The following is a 24,150-nucleotide window of genomic DNA, read 5'->3' as shown; positions in this document are numbered from 1 at the left end:
GGTGGTCGTCCCACCTGTGCCGGCACTGCTCATCGGGCGCCTCCAGACGTGCGCAGCCTGGGAGTGAGCATGATCGTGAGAAGGTCGGCGATCAGGTTGAAGGCGACGACGCCTGCGGCAAAGGTCAGCGAGACGGCCTGCAGGACAGGCAGGTCCCGATAGACGACCGCATCGTTCAGCATCCCGCCGAGGCCCGGGTAGTTGAACACGTACTCGATGACCACGACGCCACCGAGGAGATAGCTGAGCATCAAGGCGCTCCCCTGGACCAGTGGCACGAGCGCGTTGGGCAGGGCATGTCGCCAGATGATCCGCTTCTCGGCGATTCCGCGAAGACGCGCCTGGGCGATGTGCTCGGACTCAAGCGTCTCGATCATCGAGGCTCGGACCTGCCGGATCAGGAACGGCGCGGTGATCGTGACTGCCGTGAGGACCGGGAGCACGAGCTCCCTCGGATGCGAGAATCCGCTGGCTCCTGGAGGCACGAGGGACACCGCGGGCAACACCGGCATGACCGTGGTGGCGAACACGAGGAGAAAGATCGTGCCGACCACGAAGTCCGGCAGGGCCATGACAGCCATCAGCCCGGCGTTGACCGTGCGGTCCAGCGATCGGTCGCGGCGGGCGGCAAGGAACACTCCGGCCCCGATCGAGAACGGGATCATGATAAGGGCGGCACCGGCGAGCAGGGCGAGTGAGTTGAGCAGCCGCGGTCCGAGGACGCCGGTGACCGGCTGCTGCGACGCCAATGACGTGCCGAGGTCACCGTGGAGCAGGCCTGAAAACCAGTGGACGTACTGAACCGGCAGGCTTTGGTCGAGGCCGAGCTTTTGGCGAAGCGCGTCGAGCAGCTCCGGCGTGGCCTGGCGACCGAGCATGGCCTGGGCCGGATCACTCGGCAGAGCCTGCGTCGCGGCGAACACCACGACCGAGACGGCGAGCAGGACAAGCACGCCGGATCCGAGCCGCTTGAGGATCCATACGCTTTCGCGATGCCTGGCGCCTGCGCCGATGCCGGCCACCTCTGGAACAGTGATCAGGCCCGCGGACTCACTGATGGTCATCCGATTTCCCTTCTTCGTCGGCTCAACCGAGCGCGGCGACGATCTCCGAGACAGTCGCGACCGAGGCCACGGCGCTGAGTCCACCGGTGAGCGCGATCTCGTGCCATGGCGCGCTCTCCGACGCGGTGCCGTCGCTGGCGACGACCGCGGCATATCCGATGTCGGTCGCATACCGTGCGGTCGACTCGACGGACAGGTTCGTCCACGCGCCGGTCAGGAGGATCGTGTCGATCCCCATGGCCCGCAGGGTGATGTCGAGCTCGGTGCCCGTGAAGGCGCTGGCGCGCTGCTTCTCGATCACGATGTCGCCTTCCTCCACCTGGAGCTCCGGGAGCATCGCGAGACCCGCAGAACCGGGCTGCAGATCCGGATCGTCCGCGATCTCACGGAACAGCGAGCTGATCTGGCCGTACGGCCTGATCCCGTGCGGACGCCGGTGCTGCACGAACACGACTGGCACTCCGGTCGCGTCCGCGGCGTCCCGCAGCCTCACGATGTTCGGCACGAGATTCTGCTCCGCGGCGTGCGTTGCGGCATTTCCGTCTGGACCCGCGATGCAGGCGTGCATGTCGAGGATCAGGAGGGCCGTGCGCGAGGCGTCGAGTGGTGCGAGAGACATGTGAGATCAGGCTTTCGTCGGTGAGCTGAGGGACGGAGCAATGCGACCGCGGGTTTGCGGGGCGGCTTCCACGCCGACGGCGAGCTGGAGGATGCGCCCGACGATCTGCGGGTCCGGCATCGCGTCGTCGTAGTCTCCGAGATCCGTGACATAGAGGTGGCCGCGAGCGAGCACGCCGTTGAGCGGCAGCCCGCCGGTCCAGACGAACTCGCGCGATCCACCATTTGGCGCGACGACATCGAAGCCGTGCGCTTCCAGCGCCGCGATCCAGAGATGACCCCGATGGTCCAGCGCGATCGACTCGGGGACGTGTCCGTCGGGGAGAGTGGTGACGAGCTGCGGCGCCGCATCGGGCCGGAGTCGAAACACGCGTGAGGTGTAGGCCTCGGCCCACAGGACCGAGCAGTCTGGCTCGACGGCGATGCCACTCGGAAAGACGTGACCGGGCTCGGCGATCGTCTGGGCGTGACCGTCTTCATCGATCGCGAAAATCCGGCCGGGCTCGGTTCTGCCGCCCGGCGCCCACGTCCCGGAGTCGGTGACATAGAGCCGTCCGTCCGGCCCCCAGGCCAGGTCGTGCGGGGCCAGCAGCGGATGACCATCGACGTCGGTGCACAAGGTCGTGATGTCGCCGGTGCCCGGGTCCAGCACCTCGACGGCAGGAACTCGCTGCACGTCGGAGCGCCACTCCCCCGCCTGCCCGCCGTTCTGGGTGAAGTAGACGAGTCCGTCGCGGCCCACGAGGACCGCGTTCGGACCGCCCCCGCAGTCGGCCAGCACACGAGGGCCGGTCTCCTGGTTGAAGATCATGATCCGTGAAAGGTAGGTCTCGGCGTAGACGATGCTCCCGTCGTCGGTGACGTCAGGGCCCTGCGGGTGTCCCACACCGGCGATCAACGCCACGGGAGCACCGTCACTCATCGAGCACGTCCGCGAGCTCCATGGAGACGATCTCGACCAGGTCGTACCACTCCACCAGCACGCCCTGCGTCTCATCGACAGCGTCGAGATCCGAGGCCGCGCTCCACAGCGCAATGTCCAGGAAGTCTCCACCCTCGAGCGAGTAGAGGCTGTGCCGCTGGAAGCCCGTCGCTCGTTCTCTGAACTCCGAGGTGAACCGCGGTCGCAGGGCCAACAGCTCTGCACGCTTTCCTGCATGCGGTCGTATTCTGACGATCTCGGCACACCTCGTCATGCGGCCACCCTCCTTGTCATGGGGCTCATCCGGGGAGCAAGTGGTTCATGACGGTCTGTCCACCGTCGACCGTGATCGTGCTGCCGGTCAGGAACGGGGGTGCGTCAACGGCGAGAAACCTGACCACATCGGCAATCTCGGCTGGTCGCGCGGCCCGCCCCTGTGGGTTCATGGCCAGCAGGACGCCCGCCTCGAGCGAGTCGACATACTCGCCGATCATCGGGGTGTTGACCCACCCTGGCGCCACGACGTTCACCCAGATGTTCGCCGACGCGAGGTCTACGGCCATGGATCGTGCCAAGGCGTGCACCCCCGCCTTTGCCGCGCAGTAGTGGGCCAGCTCGAAGTCCGAGACACTGGCGCTGATCGAGCCGATGAAGATCACCCGACCGCCGCCTGCCTGGACGAAATGACGTGTGGCGGCCATTGCGCACATCGCAGATCCTCGGAGCACGACATCGACCATCTCGTCCCAGCCCTCGATCGTCAGATCACGGAAGTTGGCGGTGTGGAGAGCCGCTGCCGCGCCGACGAACACATCCAGTCGCCCGAACGTCGAGAGCGTCGCAGCGAAAGCGCCCTCGACCTCGTCGCGCGCGCCGACATCGGCCGGGGCCACCAGGACGGTCGCTTCACGCGCCGCCGCGCGGACCTGCGCCGCGGCCTCCGCGAGCGCCGCCGGGCGCCGGCCCACGATCGTCACATCGTGTCCGGCCCTGGCGAGCGCCTCAGCGCTGGCGAGGCCGATCCCGCTCCCCCCGCCCGTGACGAGAGCGACCGGCCTGGACCCCGGCACGTCTACTCGACCCACAGGTCTGCTGAGCGGTACGCCGAGAAGCCGGAGACGTCAGGCTCCATGCCGCCGACACCGCGGGTGAAGTCGACGGAGTTCTGGTATCCCCAGATGATCGTCCCGCCCTTCTCATACTGGATCGTCTGCATCCGGGCGGCGATGTCCTTGCGTTTGGCGTCGTCGGGTTCGGCGACCGCTTGGGCGTACAGCGAGCTGAACTCGGGATCCTTGAAGTGCGACAGGTTGGATGTCGAGGTCGGGCCGTCGGACTGCTGGGCTGTCACGAGGTAGTTGTAGGGCGGTGCGAGGTTGGGCGAGAAGCCCCAGTCGCCGTAGTTGTCGCCGTAGAACGTCCCGGTGTCGACCTTGTTGAGCTTAACGTCGATGCCCGCCGCCTTGGCCTGCTCTGCGTAGAGCTCCGTGGAGCTGAGAACACCCGATCCCAGGTCGCTGGTCGTCAGCTCGATCTGCAGGTTCTCGTGCCCGGCGGCCTTGAGCAGGGACTTCGCCTTGTCGAGGTCCTGCTCGCGCTGCGGCAACGAGTGGTCGAAAAGCGGGTCGACGGGTGCATACAGGTCGTTCGCGACTCGGCCCTCGCCCAGGTAGGCACCATCGACCATGGCCTTGCGATCGATGAGGATCTTGAGCGCCTCGCGGACTCGTACGTCGCTGTACGGGGACTGGTCGACGCGCATGTTCAGCGGGATGAAACTGGCCGTCTCCGAGCGATTGATCGAGAGCTTCGAATCCTTCGACAGGGATCGGATCAAGGGGAAGGAGACGAAGTCGGCGATGTTGATCTGGCCGCCCTGCAGCGCATTGATTCGTGCGGTCTCGTCGGTGAAGTCGATGTGGGTGATCGAGTCTGCGTACGGCCGGTTGTTGCGCCAGTAGTTGTCGTTGCGGACCATGACGGACTGCCGTCCGGGGGTGAAGCTCTGGAGCTTGAACGGGCCTGTGCCAACCGGCTTGGCGACGTTGAAGTCGGTGGGAATGATCGGGGCGGCAAGCGACATCGTCTCGGGAAAGGTGACCAGCGGCGTGGTGAGCTTGAACCTGATGGTTCGGTCGTCGACCTTCTTGGAGTTGCGCAGGTCCACCGTCGACAGCAGGCCCGCATAGAGCGCACCGGTCTTGGGATCGAGGAGCCGCTGGATGCTGAAGAGGACGTCCTCCGCGGTCACGGTCTTGCCGTGGTGGAACTCGATGCCCTGCTTGAGCCGAACGGTCCACTCGTCCAGCGTGGCGTTGGGCTCAGCCGAATCAATGAGCCACTCGTCGATCGTGTACTTCGCGGATGCGGTCCACAACGTCTCGTAGAGGCCCGTGAAGCGGGCGTAGTCAGCTGCCGACAGCACGAGGTGTGGGTCCAGCGAGTCCCCGCTGCTTCCGCCTTGAATTCCGTGGATCAACATGCCGCCCTTGCGGGGGGTGCCGGACGACAACTTTCCGTTGGACGAGCTCGACGGCCCGCAGGCCTCGAGGAGGCTGGAACCTCCGAGCAGGACCGCTCCGGCAAGCACACCACGCTGGATGACCTGTCGGCGACTCATTCCTGATGCACCCGGATCAACGACGTTCACGGTTTCCCTTTCGGTGATGAGATGCCCCGATGTTGCGATCACGCTAACCGCGAGGACGAGGTCCCTGTTGCTCGCAGACGCGCGCCGATTGTCGAGGCACGCGGACATCCAAGATCACTGGGATTCCGACCGATCGGAGCCGCTGGACAGATCGCGCAGCGCGAATCCTGCGACCGCTGCGAGCACCACGCAGATCGCTGCCGAGACGATGCCGACCGCCGTCATGCCTGAGACGAAGGCGCGCCGTGCAGCCAGGGCGAGACCCTCGCCGGCAGCGTTGTCAGACGCGATCGACAGCGCGCCGGCGAGACTGTCGAGAGCCACTTTCCGCGCGACGCCAAGGTGGTCTGCCGGTGCGCTCGAGCCGAGCTGCGTCCGATAGATCCACGCGCCGAGACTGCCGAGGACGGCCACCCCTGCCGAGGCGCCCAGCTCGCTGCCGGTTTCCGATAGGCCGGCCGCGGCACCGGCCCGCGCGGGCGGCACGTTGTCGACGATCAGTGCGACCACCAGCGAGGAGGTTGCGCCGAAGCCGGCAGAGATCGTGCCGTACGCGGCGGACACGACGACAGGAGAGTCGCCGATCCCTGACATGGCCATGAGGGTGAATCCCGCCGTCATGATGAACAGTCCGGCGCTGATGATCGCGGCCGGATGCGTACGTCGCGCGAGTGTCGCCGCGCCGGCGGATCCGGCCGCCAGCCCGATGGCACCCGGCAGCAACCACAGCGCGGATTCGAACGGCCTAAGCCCCAGCACCAGCTGCAGGTACTGGGAGATGAACAGTCCACATCCGAGCGCCACCAAGATGGCGGACGAGTTCACGATGAAGGACGTCCTGAAGATGCGGTTGGCGAACAGGCGCAGATCCACGAGCGGATCCTCGGCACGGCGCTGGCGGCGGATGAACAGAACACCGGTCACGACACCCAGAACGGGCGCACCGACTCCGGAAAGGGTCATGCCCGCTTCTGCCGTCGTCTTGATCCCATAGGCCACGCACAAGGTGGCGGTCAGCAGGAGCGACGCTCCCAGGAGATCGAAGCTGCCCGGCGACGGGTCGGTGAATTCCGGCAGCAGGACCCAGCCGAGCGTCAGGAGCACCAGCATGATCGGGACGTTGACCAGGAACACCGATCCCCACCAGAAGTGTTCCAGGAGGACGCCCCCGACCATGGGCCCGAGAACCCCACCTCCGGCGAACCCGGCAGTCCACACAGCGATGGCGGTCCTGCGTTGACCTTGATCGCGGAACATGTTCCTGATCAAGGAGAGCGTGGACGGCAACAGCGTGGCCCCCGCCACGCCGAGGAGCGCGCGGCAGGCGATCAGGGCGCCGGCGTTGGGCGTGTAGGCGCTCAATGCCGACACCACTGCGAAGCAGGCCGCGCCACCGAGCAGCATCCGCCGCGACCCGATTCGGTCGGCAACGTTGCCCGCGATGATCAGCAGTCCGGCCAGCATGAAGCCGTAGATGTCCATGATCCACAACAGCCCCGCGCTCCCGGGATCCAGGTCGGTGCTGATCTCGGGGGAAGCGAGATAGAGGACCGAGACATCCATCGCGACGATGACGCACGGAAGGACGAGGACGGCGAGGCCGAGCCATTCCCGGCGACCGGCGATCTCCGGAGTCGACGTGCCTGCTTCGCGAAGCCTCACGTGGACCTCCTCAGCCGTGCACGTAGTCGGATCATGGTGTGCTTCCTGGTCGCGGTTCCTGCACACGCCAGTCTTCGCGACATCCTGGCCACACCACGCAGGTGCGGCAGCACCCCGCGGGCCACAACAACAAGCTCGCGGCTGAGGGCAAGAGCTCGACGTCGAGCCGGGCCGCTGTTGACCAGACGCGATGAAGAGTTGTCGAAACCCGCGATCAATCCCGTCGCTGCAACCACGCTCCGGCACTTCGCCATACGCTCCAACACAGCCGCGAGCGCGGACAGCTGAGTTGTCGAAGGGATCACCATGGATCAGGAACGCGTCACCGCGGCAGTCGAGCGCTACGTTGATGCCGTCGTTGCTTCCGACGCCGAGGCCGTGAGCGCTGCGTTTCGCGCGGATGCCTGGATGTGGGGCTACCTCGGCCCCGATCTCGTGTCCGCTCCCATCTCAGAGTTCTGCCAGGTGGTGGCCGAAACTGCTGAAGACGATGCTTGGACCGCTGACTACTCGCACACGATCGAGGGCATCGAGGTCTCGGGGGGCGTCGCCCGCGCGACCCTCAAGGAGCGCGGCTACCGCGGCGGAGCTTTTACCAACTACTTCACGCTCGTGAGGGCAGCCGGAGAGTGGTCGATCGCCAGCAAGACCTTCTACCTGGACTCCTGAGCACCTACGAGCGGTCGCGACAGTGCGACGGCGACTCGCCGAATACGCTCCTGAAGAGTCGGCTGAAGTTCGCCGCGTTGTGAAATCCCCATCGACCCGCGACCGCGGAGACCGAGTCCCCGTCAGACAACGGATCGAGCAGGTCGCGCCGACAGCGCTCGAGCCTCCGCATGCGGATCTCGCGGGAGACGGTCGTGGCCGATTCCTGGAACGTCTCCTGCAGTGAGCGGATCGAGACGAAATGGGCGGCGGCGATGCTCGAGGGGTTGAGGTCGACGTCGTGCAGATTGTCGTCGATGTACTTGATGGCCGCGGCCCGCAGGCGGTCGCGGTGCCCGAGCCCGAATCGAGCATCCCCCTGGACCTGTTGCGTGAGCAGGGTGTTCGCGAGATCGATCGCGGTGTAGCCGAGCCTAGAGGCTGCGGACTGACCCAGGTGCTGCGACGAGCTCAGCAGCTGATTGAAGAACTGGCCGACGATCCGGCTGAGTGCGTCATCGTGGTCGATGCGAACCGCTGTGAGATGGCCGATGGCATCGACGGGCAGCTGCAGTCGGTCGCGCGAGAACATGCACACCGTCAGCCGGAAGTCGCCGTCGTGCACGACCGTGAATGGCCGACTGGTGTCATACAGCGCGAAGTCACCGGGCTGCAACAAGGCTTCACGGCCGTCTTGGATCACCATGCTGGTGCCGGAGACCTGCAGATTGAGCTTGTAGAAGTTGTGGGTCGCTTCTCGCACGTGCCGGGGCGTGCGCTCCACCGCGTGGCTGCTCGCGGAGATTCCGCTCAGCTCGAATGCGGGAAAGCTCTGGCTGTCGACCGATCCACGAAATGGCCGTCCGCCGACGCCCACCTCCGCGACATCCAGCGCGACGAATGACGAATTGACCACGGTGCGCCACTGATCGAGCGAGTTCACCGCGATACTCATGTCAGACCGGCGGGTATGTCGTGGTGCTGAGCACCGTCCCATGCGCACCGAACATGAAGTGTGCTGGTGGCGCGTCGTCGCTCTCTGAACCCAGCGCAGCGCAGTACGAACGCATGTGATGGAAGTCGAGGAGCATCGCCGCTCCCATCGTGAGGACCTTCTCGGAGAAGATCATGAGATAGACACGGTCCCGGACCTTGTAGACCGCGTAGGGATCAGCGTCGGCGAGGGGGTACTCCTCGCCAGCGAGGCAGTGCCAGACGTACCACTCCTGATTCAGATAGAGGTGCTCGTACACATTGCCTGGCCCGTAGACCCACATCGCACGGATGCCGATGAGCTCGTCCGTACGCTCGAAACTCGCGCCGAAAGCTCCATCTATCGTTCCGTTGCGCACTCGCTGGAGCACCGCGGGTGCGCCCGAAGCCTTGGGACCGATCGTCTGATCCAGAGCGAACGCGACGCCTGACTCCAGGTCGAGCACCAGCTCGGTGGATGCTTCGGGCCGATCAGGTTCCTGCATCGCCACGATGTAGAGGCCGTCTCCTGCTCGCAGAGCCTCATAGCGGAGGGGTGTGGCGGAAGCGTCGTCAATCGTGAGGTTCTCGTGATCGATGAACGCATACGCCACGGCACGTCCATCATCGAAGGCCACGACAACGGTTTGTCCGGCGAGGTCAGCGGTTTGCTCCGCCTTGTTGGCGGTGAAGCCATCGCCCAACCCGAGTCCGGGCTGCTGATCAGGAAGAACACTCTCGGACATGGCTCAATCCTGCCGAGTGCCCCGCCGGGGGGCTTGTCTGCGAACGCACAGCCCTATGTGTCCTGCGCACTGATGGTGATTCGCCGGCTGGTACGCCGAAGGCTGGCCATCGCCGCGGACACGCAAAGATCGGTGACAATCGGCTCGTCGGCGAACTGAAGATCAATGTGGCCGCAAACATCCGCAGGCCGCGCGACGCCCGGCGAGTGTCCTTGGCTGAGCTCGCCGCCCGGTCGGGCGTGGCCAAGTCGACGTTGTCACAGATCGAGGGCGCCACCTCCAACCCGACTCTGAGCACTCCGGTCTCCTTGGCCGGAGCCTTGGGTGCGCGTCTGGAGGACCTCACCGTCGCCGCAGAGAACCGACCGGCCTTGGTTGTCCGCGCCGGCGAGGGCACCGACATCTCTGACCCATCGGTCGGCGCGCGAATCGTCGACACGTTCCCGCTCGCCCACTCCACGGCAGAGTTCCATCACCTCACGCTCAGGGTGGATCGGTCCGAGGTCTCGGCAAGTCACGGCACCGGCTCACTCGAGCACGCCTCGATGCTGAGCGGTTCGGCCCGGGTGGGGCCCAAGGATCATGAGGTGGTCCTGCATCAGGGCGACTATGCGAGCTATCGAGCCGATGTCCCGCACACGTGGGAGGCCGTCGGCGAGCAGGACGCTGAAGTCTGGCTGCTCGCGGTCTATCCGAAGTAGGCGCTCAACCGCAGCTCGCCGACCATGGCACGTTGGACCTGCACGTCGAGCGGTTCTCCTCCGGCAAGGCCCACCGCGCCGACGACCACGCCTTCGACGTGATGCTCAAGCGCTCTGGCGTCATGTTCTGATTTCGCCGTGGGGTGCGCCGGGGGCGAACGGATTGGGACAGCTGCATGCTCGACGGACAAGGTCAGCCCCTGAGCCGAACCATTTGTTTGTTGATGAATTCGTCGATGCCAAGCCTCCCGAGCTCTCGGCCGAAGCCCGAGCGCTTCACTCCACCGAACGGCAGCTCGACGCCCTCGGCTCCGACGCAGTTCACGAACACCATGCCGGTCTCGAGGAGGTCTGCCACACGAGCAGCTTGAGCCGCGTCCGGAGTGAAGACATAGGAGCCCAGGCCATACGGAGTGTCATTCGCGACCTCCACCGCTTCGGCTTCGTCGCGCACCTTGAAGACCATCGCAACCGGGCCGAACAGCTCTTCTCGATGGGCGTCGCCCTTGCGGTCGAGGCCGGTCAACACGCCCGGCGGGAAATGCGCACCCATCCGATCGCCTGCGCTGACGAGCGTCGCGCCCTCGGCGACCGCCAGCGCGACCTGTGACTCGAGATGCTCCGCCGCAGCAGAAGACGAGAGCACCGACGACGGCGTCGCCAGCATCCTCTCGGTGAACTTCGCGACGAAGTCGCCATAGATCTCCTCGGTGACGATGATCCGCTTTGCTGCGTTGCACGCTTGTCCCCAGTTGCCCAATCGGGCTGCGACGGCGGCCTCGACTGTCGCGTCGAGGTCGTCAGAACCCAGCACGATGAACGGGTCCGAACCGCCAAGCTCCAGCACGATCTTCTTCAAATGGCGGCCGGCGATCTCGGCGACCGCTGAGCCTGCTCGCTCGGAGCCCGTGAGCGAGACCCCTTGCACTCGTGGGTCGGCGATGACCTGCTCGATCTGTTCATTGGACGCATAGATGTTGACGTATGCCGCCTCAGGGAAGCCCGCATCGATCATGATCTCCTGCAGCGCTGCCGCCGATGCTGGACACTGCGGGGCGTGCTTGAGCACGATCGTGTTGCCGGCAGCCAAATTCGGCGCAGCGAATCGCGCCACCTGATAACAGGGGTAGTTCCACGGCATGATGCCAAGAAGCACCCCTAGAGGTCGCCGGCGGATCACGGCGCTGCCATCGCCATCGAGCAGCGTGATGTGCTCGTCGGACAGGAATCGCTCTGCGTGGTCGGCGTAGTAGGAGTAGATGGCGGCACTGAAGTCCACCTCCCCCAGTGCGCTGGCGTGGGCCTTGCCCATCTCCAGGCTCATGATCCGCGCGAGCTCCTGCCGACGCTCGATGTGGAGCTGCGCCACGCGACGCAGTAGCGTGGCGCGTTCGCTGATCGATGCCGTGCGACCCCAGGTCTTGTAGGCGGCGTGGGCCATGCCAACAGCGCTCGCAATGCGTTCATCTGTGTCTGCGCTGTAGAGGCGCACCAGGTCACCTGTTGCCGGGTCAGTCACCGCGTAGTCGCTCATGTGATTCCTCTCAGGGTGGATGCCGCACTGCTGGATGACGATGGGTGTGCGCGTGGTCGCGAGTCGGCGTCTCGTGCGGCGTCAACGAGTGCCCGGAACAGGGTCGCCTGGTGTGGGTCGACGTCGGAGGTGTCCTCTGGGTGCCATTGCACGCCGAGGAACCACCCTTCGTGCCCCGCCAGCTCGATTGACTCGATCGTGCCGTCCTCTGCGAGCGCGCTGGCTTGGAGACCGTCGCCGAGACGGCGGACACCCTGGTGGTGGTAGCAGGAGATTTCCGTCGCATCGGCGCCGAGCAACCGCGCGATCGCCGAGTCCTCAAGAAGTCGGACCCGATGGACTCGATGCCGGTGGTCTGCTCCGACCGAGTAGCGGAGATCCTGGACGAGATCTCCCCCGCGGGCGACATTGACGACTTGCGCACCACGACAGATCGCCAGCATCGGGATGCCAGAAGCCAACGCCACCCTCGCGACTGCGAAGTCGAACGCGTCCTGCAGCTCGTCGACGTCGTAGTCGCTCGCGCCCGGCGAAGCACCGAACCAACGTGCGGCGAGGTCGCCACCACCGGGCAGGACGACCCCTGACGCTGGTTGGATCCGCTGCCGGACGAGCTCGTCGAGGCCAGCCTCGTCGGTCCCTTCCGGCACGACGGGATGGATGATCCACGGTTCTCCACCGGCCGCGAAGATCGACTCGGCCAACTTGGTTGCCACGACGTCGGCGCCGTATCGCAGCGCCGAGGTGCTTGCCGCGAACCGAGCAGGCACGACTATCAACGGCCGTGTGCCGCGATCGGAGTCGGCTGACAATCGCGTGTTCCCTAGATGCTGGTGTCGGAGATCCATGGCGCTGCCTTTCCGAACGTGGACGAGAAGACGAGCGTCGACATCGGCACCCGTTCGCGCGGAGCCACTTCCCGCACCCGAAGGTCTTGGGGCAGACCCTCTGGGTCACCGAGGCGGCCGACTGCCATGACCGTGACGGGAGTGAACTCGGCCGGGAAGTCGAAGAAGTCGACGAGGTGTTCTGGTTCGAACCCCGACATCTGGTGGACGTGGATGCCGTCAGCGAGGGCCTGGATCGTCAGGTGTGCGACCGCCTGACCAAGGTCGTAGGTCGCCGTCGACACCGCCGAGCCGTTCCACGTCACCCGGGCGACGTTGAGGACGAGCACGGGCGCGCCGCCAGCCCAACGGCGGTTGTCACGGTCGAGCGAGCCCAGGATCGCCTCCCAGGTGGAGTCTCCGCGAATGCCGACCAGGAAGCGCCAGGGCTGGCCGTTGAACGCTGAGGGTGCCCACGCAGCCGCAGCGAACATCGACCGCAGCTCGTCAATCCGGATCGCTGTGGGCGCGAACGCACGCGGACTGAAGCGCTCGGCGAGCAGCGGATGGATCGGGTGCCCGGCACCTGAGGCCCGCGACGTCCGAATCGGCAGCACGGTCATGCAGGCTCGAGTGCGTCGACGCCGGCGGGAGCCATCTGGATGATGAGGGCACGAAACGGCCGGGTGTAGGTCACCCGGACATGCGAGCCCTTCGGGTAGTAGAGGACGTCGCCGGCACCCACGTACTCGACTTCGCCGGTCTTCAGGTCCTCGACACGTTCTTCGCCTTCAAGACAGTAGAGCACCTCCTCGCCCGGCAGCCGGTGCTCGAAGGTGCCCTCGTCGGCCTCCCAGAGCTCGACGACCAACGACCGGTCCGCATGCGCCACCATCTCGTTGGAGCGGGCGAGAACGTCGTAGAAACGGACATTCGACAGTGCAAGCGCAGCCTGTTCGAACTTCTTCATGTCGATTTTCCTTTAACCCTTGACGAGACACCTGTACTCGTACAGTATACAGACGTAGTCGTAAAAGAAACCCTATGCCGGAAGTGGGCCAGCATGAAAGCAGTGAGATTCGCGGTACGGAATGGAGAGGCTCGGCTCGGCAGACTCGACGGCGAGGTCGTCACCGATGCCGGCGCCGCGAGTCGGGACGGCTTCATCCCGACCGCCGAGGCGTGGGCCGCCCTGGCCGACGCCGACGGCGCCCAACATCAGCTGGTCGATGTGCGCCTCCTGGCGCCGCTGCGGCCTCCCAAGATCCTCGGCATCGGCTTGAACTACGCCAGCCACGCAGACGAGTCCGAGCTCGAGATCCCACCGGTTCCCGTCGTCTTTGCCAAGCTGCCGACCTCGGTGATCGGACCGGACGAGGACATCGTGATTCCGTTCGAGGAGACGCGGACCGACTTCGAAGGCGAAGTCGGCATCATCATCGGACGCACGACATACCGAGCCTCCGTCGAGGAAGCCTGGGCATCGGTAGGAGCCGTCACCGCGGTCCACGACGTCTCCGGTCGTCGCGCGCAGCTGGAGACGCCGTTGCGACAGTTCACGATCGGCAAGAGCTTCGATACGTTCACACCTGTCGGACCATGCCTGGCGTCCCCCGACGAGTTCAATCCGGAGAAGATTTCCGTCCGCACCACGGTGTCGGGCGAGGTCATGCAGGACGCCAACACCTCGGACCTGATCTTCCCGATTGCCCAGCTCATCGCGTACCTCTCACAAGGAATCACGCTCGAGCCCGGTGACTTGATCGCCACCGGCACCCCCGGTGGCGTGGGCGACTCACGAGTTCCGCCCCGCTACCTCGTTGACGGCGACCGTGTCGACATCGAGGTGGGCGGCGTTGGCACGCTCAGCAACAACGTCCGGGCAGAACGCCCGGTCGTCTGAAGGCAAGGCCGAGACCATGGAGGAACCCGTGAACAGAACCCCACGCAGCAGTCGCCGACGCGCGACAGCAGCATTGACTGGACTGGCGCTTCTCAGCTCGCTCGCGTTGAGCGCCTGTGGCGCCAGCCCGGCAAGCGGAAAGACGACCCTGACCTTCGCATCCTTCGGCGGCGCTTACAGCGAGGCACAGAAGAAGGCGTGGGTCGACGCCTACACCAAGGCGAACCCGGACGTGAAGATCGTGATGGACTCCCCCGTCGACCAGGCCAAGATCAAGGCGATGGTCGAGTCCGGGAACGTGACCTGGGATGTCGTCGACGTCAACGGTGACTTCGGGCTCGACAGCCACAAGGCCTTGCTCGAGCCGATCGACTGCACCGTGGTCACCACGTGCGACGCGCCCTCACCTGGCATGACCAACAGCAAGTACCGCGTCGCCGAGAACGTCACCACCTTCGCGGTGGGCTACGACGCTGACCGATTCGAGACCGAACCGACGTCCTACAAGGACTTCTTCGACGTCGACACGTATCCCGGCAAGCGCGGCCTCTGGAAGCTCGCCTCGGGCGGCGCTCTCGAACTCGCCCTTCTCGCCGATGGAGTCGCCCCCGACAAGCTCTACCCGCTCGACGTCGACCGGGCTCTCAAGAAGCTCAAGACGATCGAGGACAACATCATCTGGTACGACAGCCCGCCGCAGGGCGAGGACATCCTGGCGTCCGGTGAGGCGACCATGGTGCTGAACTTTGCCGCTCGTCCGTACGACCTGGCCACGCGACTCAAGAAGCCCACGAAGATCCTCTGGGACGCGCACATCGACCTGGGCAGCTATCTGGTCGTGCCAAAGGGAAGCAAGCACGCCGATGAGGCGATGAAGTTCATCGCCTGGGTGACCGACCCCGCGCACAACGCCGAGATCACGAAGCACTACCCGCTCGGCCCGGGAAGCGCCGCCGCGCTGCCCAAGGCCGACAAGTCGAAAGCCGAGTGGTTGGCGACCAGTCACGCTGACACCGGTGTGGGCCAGGACGACCAGTACTGGGACCAGAACTTCGGATCAGTCAACGACAAGTTCCAGGCATGGTTGACCAAGTAGTCCTCACGGGGCACCGGCCGGCCACTTCGGTGGGCCGGCCGGGGCTCCGGAGGCCACGAGTCAACGGGTGGGCCCTGCTCGTCCTCCCAGGACTGATCTTCACGCTCATCGCGTTCGGGTGGCCACTTGCCGAAGTCCTGGTCCGCAGCTTCGGCGGCGAGGGAGCGGCTCACAACTACTCCGTCACCTTCACCACACCTGCGTACCGGTCGGCCCTGGTGTCGACCTTGCTCACTTCCGCTGCGGTCACGGTCTCCTGCTTGGTGATCGGCTACCCGTACGCGTACCTCATGGCCATGTCCCGACGGACTGAGCTGCTGCTGGCGCTGATCCTGCTCCCCATCTGGACCAGCTTCCTGGTCCGGACGTACGCGTGGCAGATCTGGCTGCAGGACACCGGGGTCATCAACACCACGCTGCAGAAGCTCGGCATCATCGACGACCCCCTCGAGCTGATCCGCAACCGGCTCGGCGTCACGATCGGCATGACCGGGATCCTGCTTCCGTTCGCAATCCTGCCGCTCTACACCGTGATGCGCAGGATCGACCGTGAGCTCGTCCGCGCCGCAGAGAATCTCGGGGCTCGCCCCTCCGTGGCGTTCCGGCGCGTCTTCGTACCGCTCAGTCTGCCCGGCGTCTATTCCGCCGCGTTGCTGGTGTTCGTCCTGGCGCTGGGCTTCTACATCGCTCCCGCGATCCTCGGCGGCACATCCAGCCCGACGCTCTCGACGGTGATCGTCGACAAGGTGCAGCGCGAGCTCGATTTCCACACGGCGAGCGCGATCGGCATCACGCTCCTGGCCGTGGCGATCGTCGTGCTCACACTCGGTAGCCGAGTCGTACGGATCCGCGACGTGTTCGGCGGAGGCGCACCATGAGCACCCGTGCCCGCCGCCGCGCCCTTCAGCTCACCCTCGCGATTCCGGCTGCATTCCTGCTCGTCGCGCCAACGCTGGTCGTCGTACCGATGTCCTTCACGGAGAGTCCGATCCTGTCGTTCCCGCCAAAGGGATTCAGCACTCAATGGTACGAAGCGGTGGCCAGCTCCGACGCTTGGCAGATGGCGACCTGGCACAGCTTGGTCATCGCCGTCCTCTCATCGATGGTCGCCACCGTCTTGGGCACACTGACGGCGTTCGGCCTCGCCCGTGGAATCTTCCCCGGGAAGAGCGTTGCCCAGGCGATCTTGCTCAGCCCGGCCATCGTGCCGATCGTCCTGATCGGTATCGGCACGTTCTTCGCCTACTCCCGCGTGGGCCTGGTCGGCACGATGGCCGGGCTGGTGATCGCCCATGCAGCGCTGGCGCTCCCGTTGGTGCTCATCACGGTCACCGCCACGATCGAGACCATCGATCCCAGCATCGAGCTCGCCGCCGCGAACCTCGGGGCCAGCCCCGTCCGCACGTTCCTGCAGGTGACACTTCCGGTCATCCGGCCGGGCGTGATCGCTGGGGCCTTGCTCGCCTTCGTGACGTCCTGGGACGAGCTCGTGGTGTCCCTCTTCCTCACCCAGCCCCTCCTGCACACCCTTCCGGTCGAGATGTGGAGCTCGGTACGCGAGCAGCTCGACCCCGGGGTGGCGGCCGTGTCAACGCTGCTGGTCGCCCTGTCGACGGTGGGACTCGTCATGACATTTTTCCTTCGTCTCCGACAGCAGAGGTCAGCATGAGCATCAACACATCGAACAACGCCAGCGCTCACCCCGCCCTCGAGGTGCGCGACGTCTGCAAGAGCTACGGCGGCAACCTCGTCGTCGACCAGGTCAACCTCACTGTCAAGCACGGTGAGTTCCTCACCCTGCTGGGCCCCTCCGGGTCTGGCAAGACGACGACCCTGCGCATGGTGGCCGGGTTCCTGGATTGCGACGAAGGCCGGATCACGATCGACGGCCGGGACGTCACGGACGTACCGGCTCACAAGCGCGACGCCGGCATGGTGTTCCAGCACTATGCGCTCTTCCCACACCTCACCGCCGTGCAGAACGTCGCCTTCCCGCTACGTATGCGTGGCGTCCCCCGCGCCAAGGCACGCCAGCAAGCTCAGCAGATGCTGGAGCGGATGCACTTGGGCGGCAAGGAGTCGCAGACGCCGGCGCAGCTCTCGGGCGGCCAACAGCAGCGGGTGGCCCTCGCCCGTGCGCTCGTGTTCGAGCCCAGGCTGCTGCTGATGGACGAGCCCCTTGGCGCCCTCGACAAGAAGCTGCGAGACGCACTCCAGATCGAGATCGTCAACATCTGCCACGAGATCGGCGTCACCGTGGTCTACGTGACTCACGATCAAGAGGAGGCGTTGGCGATGAGTGACCGGATCGCCATCTACAAGGATGGCAAGATCGAGCAGATCGGTAGCGGCGAGGACCTGTATGACCGCCCAGCCTCAGTGTTCGTGTCCGAGTTCATCGGCAGCTCCAACATCATGCACGGCAGGTACGACGCCGCTGGCGGTGTGCTTCATGGCGGCGCGGGCCCGATCAAGGTCGTCCAAGCCGTCGCCGCCGCGTGCGCACCGGCCCCTACCGATCGAGCCGCGCTCGTCGTACGCCCCGAGCGTGTCACCGTGCAGGACGCGACCGGCGCGGTCCCGGCCGGCCACAGTGTCGTCCGAGGGGTCCTCGAGGAGTCGATCTTCCTGGGACCCGTCCATCGTTACCTCGTTCGGCTGCCCGACGGCACGCTGCTGCAGGCCAGGGTGGCGGCACGCGAACGAGCCGACGTCCATGTGGGTGACGAAGTCGTCGCCACCTGGAGCGATGAACAGGCAGTCCTGCTCCGATCGGATCACGTCTCATTGCCGACCGAGCCCGAGCACGACCTGGTCGGGATGCCGCGATGAGCGCCGGACCGTCACTATCCACCGGAGAGTTGGTGTCCCATGCACATTCATCGTGAGGACGAGTCCCAGACCGTGTACGGCGGCAACTTCGTCGGCGAGGTGCACCTGGAGATGTTGGACGAGGCCGAGGACGAGTCGAAACCCGACATCGCACGCGTGTCGTTCGAAGGCGCCGCAGTCACCCACTGGCATTCGCACCCCGGCGGACAGCGTTTGCTGATCCTCGACGGCCGAGCCCGTGTGGGCACCGAGTCAGATGGCGAACTGCAGCTCGAGCCCGGATCGTTCGTCTACACGCCGCCCGGCGAGCGTCACTACCACGGCTCAGCCCAAGACGGAGGCTGCACGATGCTGGCCGTCACCTGGGGCACCACCGACTGGGAAGACCAAACTCCCCCAACCATCGACACCGAGCTCGACCATCACCACAACGCGACGACGAGGAGCACGAAATGATCGACGAGCCGCTTGAGGGCCGCCGCATCGCAGTCAGCCACTTCGGAATGAGCTGCCTGGACTTTCCGAAGATGCGCACCTTCTACACACGAGTCCTGGGGCTGACCCAAAGTGACGCCGGCACGATCGAGTCTGGTGGCGGCACGGAGCTCGCGTTCCTCACGACCGATCCGCGGGAGCACCACCAGCTCGTGCTGGCTTCCAACCGCAAGGACCAGGTCATCGAGACCACACCAGTCGTCGGCGGCAGCATCGGGTCGAACGTCTTCCAGATGTCGTTCCGGGTGCGCGACCTCGAGACCCTGCGGGTGGTCGACCGCCGGCTGGAGGCCGAAGGAATCCCCGATCGCAACGCGATCAGCCACGGCAATGCCTGGTCCTTGTACTGCCGCGACCCTGAGGGAAACGCCTTGGAGTTCTTCGTCGATTCACCTTGGTACGTTGCCCAGCCGTGCGCCGAGCCGCTCGACCTCTCTCGGAGCGACGAGGACATCATCGAGGAGACCCGACTGTACTGTTTCTCCCAGCCCGAGGTGCTCCCGTACGAGGAGTGGGTGAACCTGACGGCCACGAAGATCGCCGCAGACCAGGCACGCCTGTGAGTGTCGAAGCGGTGGATCCCGCGAGCGGCCCGATCGAGGCACGCTTTGACGACGACTCCGCCAACGACCTGTTGGCGAGGGGCGTTCGCGTGATCCGTGTCCTGCACACCGACCTGTTCGGAAGGCAGCGAGCCAAGCAGGTTCCCGTGCGCTCGTGGCTCGGGCTGAGGAACGGTCTGGCGTACTCGAAGATGGCCAGCGCGGAAGACCTGTTCGGTGAGGCGGTGTCGGCCGACGAGTTTCCGGGCTTGGCCTCTCACCCCGATCTGCACGCCACCATCGACCCCTCCACCGCACGGATCCCGAGCTGGGAGCCTGACGCCGTGTGGGTGCTCGCCACGCTCCACGAATCTGGTGAACGGTCGGCACTGTGTCCCCGCGGCCAGCTCGAGCACGCACGAGACGCCCTCGACTCATCGACCGGGCTGCGGGCAGTCGCGGCGGGCGAGCCGGAGTTCTTCCTGTTCCGCAACGACGCGGGACAACCACCGTCGCCGTACTCCACCGATGGAGTGTCGTACACGATGGACCGCATGGCCGACCCCGAGGGCGTGGTCGGCCGGATTCACCGTTCCCTGATCGACTTCGGCATCGGCGTCAGCGTGGTGAACCGTGAGTTCTCTCCGGGGCAGTTCGAGATCAACCTCGTGCACGACGAAGTGCTGGCCGCCGCCGACGCCGCGTTCCTGCTCAAGTCGGGCATCAAGGAGCTCGCGAGCCTCGAGGGCCTGTCGGCCAACTTCATGGCGAAGCCGCGGACGGTCGGTAGCGGAAGCAGCCTGCACGTCCACCTGTCGCTGTGGGACGGTGAACGCAACGTGTTCGCCGATGAGTCGAACGGCGTGAGCGACCTCGCGCTGCACGCGATCGCCGGTCTACAGGCGCACGCAGCTGCGCTCATGGCGTTCGCCGGACCGACGGTCAACTCTTACCGACGGATGGCCGGCGAGGGATTGAGCCCGAACCGTAGCAACTGGGGGGTCGACAACCGGTTCAGCTTCGTACGGATTCCGCCTGAGCTCGGGGACAGCACCCGCCTCGAGCTGCGGGCAGGCGATGCGAGCGCATCACCGCACCTCTTGATGGCCGCGATGCTGCACGCGATCCGCGACGGTATCGAGAACCGCCTCGACCCCAGCCAAGCCGGGCAACCGCTTCCCATCGACCTCGGCGAGGCCATCGCCGCACTGCGCAAGGACGACATGCTTCGGGAAGGTCTCGGGGACGAGCTCATCGACGTCTACTCGGCCCTCAAACAACGAGAGGTCGACGGCTTCCGATCACACGTCACCGACTGGGAATGGGGTGCGTACGCCTCGCAGGTGTGACCCACTCGGTCCGGGCCAGGCCTCACGGCGCGGGCCCGGGCTAAGATGGCGCGTCCACCCCGATCTGTGTGAATCGAGCCCATGACTGACAGCGCCGAAGCTCTGGCCCTCAACGTCCGACGCCTGCGTGAGACCCACGGGCTCTCGCTCGCCCAGGTGAGCGAGCGTTCCGGCATCGCCAAGGCGACGCTCTTCAAGGTGGAGCGCGGACGCACAAACCCGACGCTCGAGACGTTGGTCGGCATCGCAGACACGTTTCACGTCGCAGTCACCGATCTTCTGGCGTTGCCTGAGCAACCCAGCGTTGACGTCGTCCGCAAGGGTGGCGGGCAGGACATCTCCGACGACTCGTCGACGGGAGCGATCCTGAGGAACCAGGCCATTGGGGCCGGTAGCCTGCAGATTCACCACCAGACCTTCCATGCGGGTATCTCTGAGATCTCCGCGTCGCACGGAGCCGGAGCCCGTGAACACGTCTTGGTGCGTTCGGGCAAGATCACGGTCGGACCGGTTGGCTACGAAGTGCAGATCGGCGCCGGCGACTACGCCACCTACGTGGCGGACCAACCTCACCGCTGGGCAACAGACAATGGGGCAGCCAGCGTCTGGATCGTGCACACGTTCCCGCGTGGTCAGGTGCCAGACCCGCTCTAGGACCGGGACCGCACGCGAACCGTGACCTGGGGCAGGGACGCGTGTTCAAATCCGTGAACGTCGATCGCGGCAGGATCACGAGCATTTTGCGCTCACGACGTGCTCACGACATCTGGGGATACTCGACAGTTAGCCGATAGACCTTGACAGGGTGTTGATTCCCGAGCGCGAAGGTACAACGTTTGCCGACATCGCCGCGCTTGCGTGCGGTATGCGCGGGCGCAAGAACGTCCTCGGCGAGGGCAGCATGGAAGACGGCATGTGGTGGGCCGGCCAGACGCAGGGCCTCATCCACGACATCGGCACCGTCCAGGACGTCGTTGACCAGATCATCGCCGACGCCGAGGAGATCATCGGCCGGTTGCCCAGCCTCGTCAACTGAACGCCTGAGGCCTGCGGCATCGTTGCTCGGCCGTCGGGACATGTGGGTACAACGAATGCCCAACATCGCTCAGCAGCGAGTTCCACGCAGTCCACGCCGGAGGAGCCGAGGTTGAATTCCGGACACGGAGGCCGGGCGTCACGACGGATTCGCGGGGGTTGCCGACCGGGCCGCCCATGTGCGCAGGTGCGCGGCGAGGGCCTGTTGCCGTGGTTCGAGCGCCTAGGCCGAGCGGCTCCCGCTGATCGTGTCGGCGGCCGACCGCAGCCGCCGGCCCAGCTGGTCGATCATCTGTGCGGACAGCGCGGTGAACGGGTGCAGGCTGATGTTGTGCGTGACGTGCCCTGCCGGGCCGAAGACCGGCGCGGTGATGGCGCCGACATAGTGGCGCTGGCCGCTCCCCGACTCCGAGGCCGGACCGTTGGCGATCTCCACCAAGACCTTGTCGAGATCCGCACGCACGGAGTCGGAGATCGCCGCGGCCTGCAGCCTGACCATGATCGGGATCGCGGACACCATCTCCGGACTCGTCCGCTCGACGCTGTAGCCCTGCGCGAGGGTGTCTTCCAGGAGCTGCGCCAGCTGCCCGCGAAATCCCTCGTCGACCACTCCACACCGTTCGATCCAGGCGCCGCGCGCCTCCTCGGGGTCCCAAGCAGCGAAAGCCGGCCCGAACGGGGCGGCGAAGGGCAGCCGCTCGCCGACGGCGGGATGCCACTGGCCCTGTGCAGGATCGCTGGCCTCCACGAACGTGGTGATGAGGAGCTCCTCCCCGCTGCGTTCGGCGACGGACCCGGCGTAACCGGTCTCCGTCGCGGCCGTCCGCAGGGCCGACTCGGCGGCCAGCCGGACCGACGGCGAGCTGCCGATCTTCATCGCGACGCTTGTCAAGCCGCCGCCGATCGAGAACGTCTTGCGCGCTGGGTCACGTGTGACCCAGCCCGCGTCGACGAGCTCCTTCATGATGGCGAAGGCCGTGGCCTGGTTGAGGTTCAGCGCCTTCACGATGTCGCTAAGCCTGATCGCGGTGCCGGCATGCTCCGCGAGCAGCTCGACGACGTCGACCACCCGGCGCGTGGGCGGGGACGAACCGGTCACTACGCACTCCCTCGGGTCGTCGATGTCGACTATGCGAAGACTATCCGTCTGTCACGCAGTCCGTCCGGACACCGGCCGGTCCGGCAGGTTGGCTAGCCGCCGGTGAGGGCATTGACCAGTGCGAGAACCTCGGTGAGCGACACGTTCGCCCGGATGATCGTCGTGCCGTCGTTGGGATCGACCAGGTCGAACCGGGTGCGGGTGAGCTTGGAGTGCTTGACGACCCAGCGCCCGTCGACCTTCACGTAACGGTCGGAGTAGTGGCCGTATCCGTGCACTCCGATCGTCCCGGCGAAGACGAGCACGTCATCCATCGTCCACAGACCGGTGGCCGTCGTGGGCGACGTCAGCTCGATCTTCGGGTCGTACCCCCGGTGGTGGGTGACGGCGGCACCGAGCGAGAGCTTCAGGAACGCGATCAAAGGGTCCCTGCCAAAGAAGATCGGACCGAGGCTGCACGAGGTGTCCGCCACGACGTCGGGGGCGAGGAGCTCCCGCAGTCCCGTCCAGTTCTTGGCATCGACGTTGGTGAAGTAGTTCGCCTTCAGTTGCTTGATCGCGGCGACCTCGGCGCCGGAGTCCGACCGGGGCGTCGTGTAACCGCACGGGTTCGGGAGCTGGAGCGCGCTGGCTTGGCTCGGGACGGCGACGATGCTGAGCGCCAGCATCGCCGCACTCAGTGCCATGGGAAGGCGAAGCCTCCGTCCCCGGATCCGAGGCGACGAGGCGGTGCGGCGCGTTTGGGCAGACATGTGCGATCCTCCTGCTCGACGCTTCGGGGACATAGGAGTTGTATATTCGAATAGTGGCGTCGAGTATTCGATATCATCGCACCCGTTGCGGCCAGGCGCCAATCCGTCTCTGCGCTAGCTGGTCAGCCCCGCACGGGCACGCTGCGTCCGTCGAGCAGCACGTAGGAGAAATCGTTTGCGTCGCGGGTGCCGCCGCTGCCAGGTGGCACAGGCACACCTACTTCCAGCTGCTGCGATTCGAAGATTACGGTGCGGCGTGCAATGCGCCACACACCATCTACGAGGGTGACTTCGTCCAGGTAGCGGCACCGAACCTGCACCTGGACGTCTGCTGGACTCTCGCCGCCTGCGTGGTCGTCGGGCAACGTCGTGCCAGTTGTCTGCCGTGCAGCGTCGCCGCGGTGCGTCTGGTAGACGACGCAATAGGTCTCAGCAGCAACGGACCGGTCGGACGTCATGTGCCGATACGACTGCCCCAGGACATGCATTGAGCTCGTGATCGCGCCGTGCCGCTCCTGCATCCAGGCAATCAGCTGGTCGACCGGCCCGGCGAACACGCCGTGGTCATCGATCGCGTCTTCGTGGAAAGCCGCAGCCACGAGGTCCCAATCGCGTCGATCGACGCCTCGACAGTAGGCAGTGAGCGCAGCGGTGACGGCGGCATCGATGTGGCTCGGCAGTGTTTCGGGAAAGGTCACGATGA

General features: G+C 65.8%; 28 protein-coding genes. 12 read left to right on the top strand and 16 right to left on the bottom strand.

Annotation, left to right across the window (positions count from 1 at the left end):
- Positions 1-29: 29 nt before the first annotated feature.
- The 7 genes from BOSE46_RS08475 to BOSE46_RS08445 all read right to left on the bottom strand — a co-directional run bounded on the left by BOSE46_RS08475 (position 30) and on the right by BOSE46_RS08445 (position 6,916).
- Positions 30-1,064 carry an ABC transporter permease gene (locus BOSE46_RS08475; RefSeq protein ID WP_159539827.1) on the bottom strand — a complete coding sequence of 345 codons (1,035 nt, stop codon included), beginning with the start codon at positions 1,062-1,064 and terminating at the stop codon, positions 30-32.
- Between the two features lie 22 nt (positions 1,065-1,086).
- Positions 1,087-1,683, bottom strand: a complete 597-nt coding sequence (locus tag BOSE46_RS08470) for an isochorismatase family cysteine hydrolase (RefSeq protein WP_159539826.1) — start codon at positions 1,681-1,683, stop codon at positions 1,087-1,089.
- A 6-nt stretch (positions 1,684-1,689) separates the two neighbouring features.
- Positions 1,690-2,604, bottom strand: coding sequence for an SMP-30/gluconolactonase/LRE family protein (locus BOSE46_RS08465; RefSeq protein ID WP_159539825.1), 915 nt, complete (start codon positions 2,602-2,604; stop codon positions 1,690-1,692).
- The gene (locus BOSE46_RS08460; RefSeq protein WP_159539824.1) at positions 2,597-2,818 is read right to left on the bottom strand and encodes a hypothetical protein; all 222 of its coding nucleotides are present in this window, start codon (positions 2,816-2,818) and stop codon (positions 2,597-2,599) included. The genes BOSE46_RS08465 and BOSE46_RS08460 overlap by 8 nt, the downstream gene beginning before the upstream one ends.
- An 85-nt stretch (positions 2,819-2,903) precedes the next feature.
- Positions 2,904-3,674 (bottom strand): SDR family NAD(P)-dependent oxidoreductase, encoded by a 771-nt coding sequence (locus BOSE46_RS08455; protein WP_159539823.1) that lies wholly within the window; start codon positions 3,672-3,674, stop codon positions 2,904-2,906.
- A gap of 2 nt (positions 3,675-3,676) precedes the next feature.
- On the bottom strand, positions 3,677-5,224 hold the full coding sequence (locus BOSE46_RS08450; protein WP_159539822.1) for an ABC transporter substrate-binding protein: 1,548 nt from the start codon (positions 5,222-5,224) through the stop codon (positions 3,677-3,679).
- A 144-nt stretch (positions 5,225-5,368) separates the two neighbouring features.
- Positions 5,369-6,916, bottom strand: a complete 1,548-nt coding sequence (locus tag BOSE46_RS08445) for an MFS transporter (RefSeq protein WP_159539821.1) — start codon at positions 6,914-6,916, stop codon at positions 5,369-5,371.
- Positions 6,917-7,222: 306 nt separating this feature from the next.
- Between BOSE46_RS08445 and BOSE46_RS08440 the strand changes: the two genes are divergently transcribed.
- Complete coding sequence (locus BOSE46_RS08440; protein WP_159539820.1) at positions 7,223-7,585, top strand: nuclear transport factor 2 family protein; 363 nt, start codon at positions 7,223-7,225, stop codon at positions 7,583-7,585.
- A 4-nt stretch (positions 7,586-7,589) separates the two neighbouring features.
- Here BOSE46_RS08440 and BOSE46_RS08435 read toward each other — a convergent pair whose 3' ends face one another.
- Together BOSE46_RS08435 and BOSE46_RS08430 are read right to left on the bottom strand one after the other, a co-directional pair.
- The gene (locus BOSE46_RS08435; RefSeq protein ID WP_159539819.1) at positions 7,590-8,519 is read right to left on the bottom strand and encodes a helix-turn-helix domain-containing protein; all 930 of its coding nucleotides are present in this window, start codon (positions 8,517-8,519) and stop codon (positions 7,590-7,592) included.
- Position 8,520: 1 nt separating this feature from the next.
- Positions 8,521-9,282, bottom strand: coding sequence for a MoaF C-terminal domain-containing protein (locus tag BOSE46_RS08430; RefSeq protein WP_159539818.1), 762 nt, complete (start codon positions 9,280-9,282; stop codon positions 8,521-8,523).
- Positions 9,283-9,449: 167 nt separating this feature from the next.
- On the opposite strand from BOSE46_RS08430, the gene BOSE46_RS08425 reads away from it, so the two are divergent.
- Positions 9,450-9,983 (top strand): helix-turn-helix domain-containing protein, encoded by a 534-nt coding sequence (locus BOSE46_RS08425; RefSeq protein WP_159539817.1) that lies wholly within the window; start codon positions 9,450-9,452, stop codon positions 9,981-9,983.
- A gap of 193 nt (positions 9,984-10,176) precedes the next feature.
- Here BOSE46_RS08425 and BOSE46_RS08420 read toward each other — a convergent pair whose 3' ends face one another.
- The 4 genes from BOSE46_RS08420 to BOSE46_RS08405 are packed head-to-tail and all read right to left on the bottom strand — an operon-like array spanning position 10,177 to position 13,314.
- Positions 10,177-11,517: an NAD-dependent succinate-semialdehyde dehydrogenase gene (locus tag BOSE46_RS08420; protein WP_159539816.1), complete on the bottom strand. Its 1,341-nt coding sequence runs from the start codon at positions 11,515-11,517 to the stop codon at positions 10,177-10,179.
- Complete coding sequence (locus tag BOSE46_RS08415; protein WP_236551665.1) at positions 11,514-12,287, bottom strand: gamma-glutamyl-gamma-aminobutyrate hydrolase family protein; 774 nt, start codon at positions 12,285-12,287, stop codon at positions 11,514-11,516. Before BOSE46_RS08415 ends, BOSE46_RS08420 begins: the two co-directional genes overlap by 4 nt.
- Positions 12,288-12,340: 53 nt before the next feature.
- Entirely contained in the window at positions 12,341-12,967 is a 627-nt protein-coding gene (locus tag BOSE46_RS08410) for a nitroreductase family protein (protein WP_159539814.1), read from the bottom strand.
- Positions 12,964-13,314 carry a cupin domain-containing protein gene (locus BOSE46_RS08405; protein ID WP_159539813.1) on the bottom strand — a complete coding sequence of 117 codons (351 nt, stop codon included), beginning with the start codon at positions 13,312-13,314 and terminating at the stop codon, positions 12,964-12,966. The genes BOSE46_RS08410 and BOSE46_RS08405 overlap by 4 nt, the downstream gene beginning before the upstream one ends.
- A 102-nt stretch (positions 13,315-13,416) precedes the next feature.
- Between BOSE46_RS08405 and BOSE46_RS08400 the strand changes: the two genes are divergently transcribed.
- The 10 genes from BOSE46_RS08400 to BOSE46_RS08355 all read left to right on the top strand — a co-directional run bounded on the left by BOSE46_RS08400 (position 13,417) and on the right by BOSE46_RS08355 (position 21,597).
- Entirely contained in the window at positions 13,417-14,247 is an 831-nt protein-coding gene (locus tag BOSE46_RS08400) for a fumarylacetoacetate hydrolase family protein (protein WP_159539812.1), read from the top strand.
- A gap of 28 nt (positions 14,248-14,275) precedes the next feature.
- On the top strand, positions 14,276-15,343 hold the full coding sequence (locus BOSE46_RS08395; RefSeq protein ID WP_159539811.1) for an extracellular solute-binding protein: 1,068 nt from the start codon (positions 14,276-14,278) through the stop codon (positions 15,341-15,343).
- A complete protein-coding gene (locus BOSE46_RS08390) occupies positions 15,328-16,221 on the top strand; it encodes an ABC transporter permease (RefSeq protein WP_159539810.1) in 894 nt (297 codons plus the stop codon). Before BOSE46_RS08395 ends, BOSE46_RS08390 begins: the two co-directional genes overlap by 16 nt.
- Positions 16,218-17,012, top strand: coding sequence for an ABC transporter permease (locus tag BOSE46_RS08385; RefSeq protein ID WP_159539809.1), 795 nt, complete (start codon positions 16,218-16,220; stop codon positions 17,010-17,012). The genes BOSE46_RS08390 and BOSE46_RS08385 overlap by 4 nt, the downstream gene beginning before the upstream one ends.
- Positions 17,009-18,175, top strand: coding sequence for an ABC transporter ATP-binding protein (locus tag BOSE46_RS08380; protein WP_159539808.1), 1,167 nt, complete (start codon positions 17,009-17,011; stop codon positions 18,173-18,175). Before BOSE46_RS08385 ends, BOSE46_RS08380 begins: the two co-directional genes overlap by 4 nt.
- 39 nt (positions 18,176-18,214) lie before the next feature.
- The gene (locus BOSE46_RS08375; RefSeq protein ID WP_159539807.1) at positions 18,215-18,631 is read left to right on the top strand and encodes a cupin domain-containing protein; all 417 of its coding nucleotides are present in this window, start codon (positions 18,215-18,217) and stop codon (positions 18,629-18,631) included.
- Positions 18,628-19,233, top strand: a complete 606-nt coding sequence (locus BOSE46_RS08370; protein WP_159539806.1) for a VOC family protein — start codon at positions 18,628-18,630, stop codon at positions 19,231-19,233. The genes BOSE46_RS08375 and BOSE46_RS08370 overlap by 4 nt, the downstream gene beginning before the upstream one ends.
- A complete protein-coding gene (locus tag BOSE46_RS08365) occupies positions 19,230-20,561 on the top strand; it encodes a glutamine synthetase family protein (RefSeq protein ID WP_236551664.1) in 1,332 nt (443 codons plus the stop codon). The genes BOSE46_RS08370 and BOSE46_RS08365 overlap by 4 nt, the downstream gene beginning before the upstream one ends.
- Before the next feature lie 81 nt (positions 20,562-20,642).
- Positions 20,643-21,215 carry a helix-turn-helix domain-containing protein gene (locus BOSE46_RS08360; protein WP_159539804.1) on the top strand — a complete coding sequence of 191 codons (573 nt, stop codon included), beginning with the start codon at positions 20,643-20,645 and terminating at the stop codon, positions 21,213-21,215.
- 151 nt (positions 21,216-21,366) lie between these two features.
- Entirely contained in the window at positions 21,367-21,597 is a 231-nt protein-coding gene (locus BOSE46_RS08355; RefSeq protein ID WP_201299579.1) for a hypothetical protein, read from the top strand.
- Positions 21,598-21,819: 222 nt separating this feature from the next.
- Here the strand turns inward: BOSE46_RS08355 and BOSE46_RS08350 are convergent, their stop codons facing one another.
- The 3 genes from BOSE46_RS08350 to BOSE46_RS08340 all read right to left on the bottom strand — a co-directional run bounded on the left by BOSE46_RS08350 (position 21,820) and on the right by BOSE46_RS08340 (position 24,145).
- On the bottom strand, positions 21,820-22,695 hold the full coding sequence (locus BOSE46_RS08350; RefSeq protein WP_159539803.1) for a helix-turn-helix domain-containing protein: 876 nt from the start codon (positions 22,693-22,695) through the stop codon (positions 21,820-21,822).
- A 92-nt stretch (positions 22,696-22,787) separates the two neighbouring features.
- The gene (locus BOSE46_RS08345; RefSeq protein ID WP_159539802.1) at positions 22,788-23,381 is read right to left on the bottom strand and encodes a nuclear transport factor 2 family protein; all 594 of its coding nucleotides are present in this window, start codon (positions 23,379-23,381) and stop codon (positions 22,788-22,790) included.
- Positions 23,382-23,569: 188 nt separating this feature from the next.
- Entirely contained in the window at positions 23,570-24,145 is a 576-nt protein-coding gene (locus BOSE46_RS08340) for a nuclear transport factor 2 family protein (RefSeq protein WP_159539801.1), read from the bottom strand.
- Positions 24,146-24,150 lie beyond the last annotated feature (5 nt).

It is taken from the genome of Aeromicrobium sp. 9AM, assembly GCF_902506105.1.
In the GTDB taxonomy this organism is placed as follows: domain Bacteria; phylum Actinomycetota; class Actinomycetes; order Propionibacteriales; family Nocardioidaceae; genus Aeromicrobium.
This window is presented reverse-complemented; position numbering and strand designations above follow the sequence as displayed.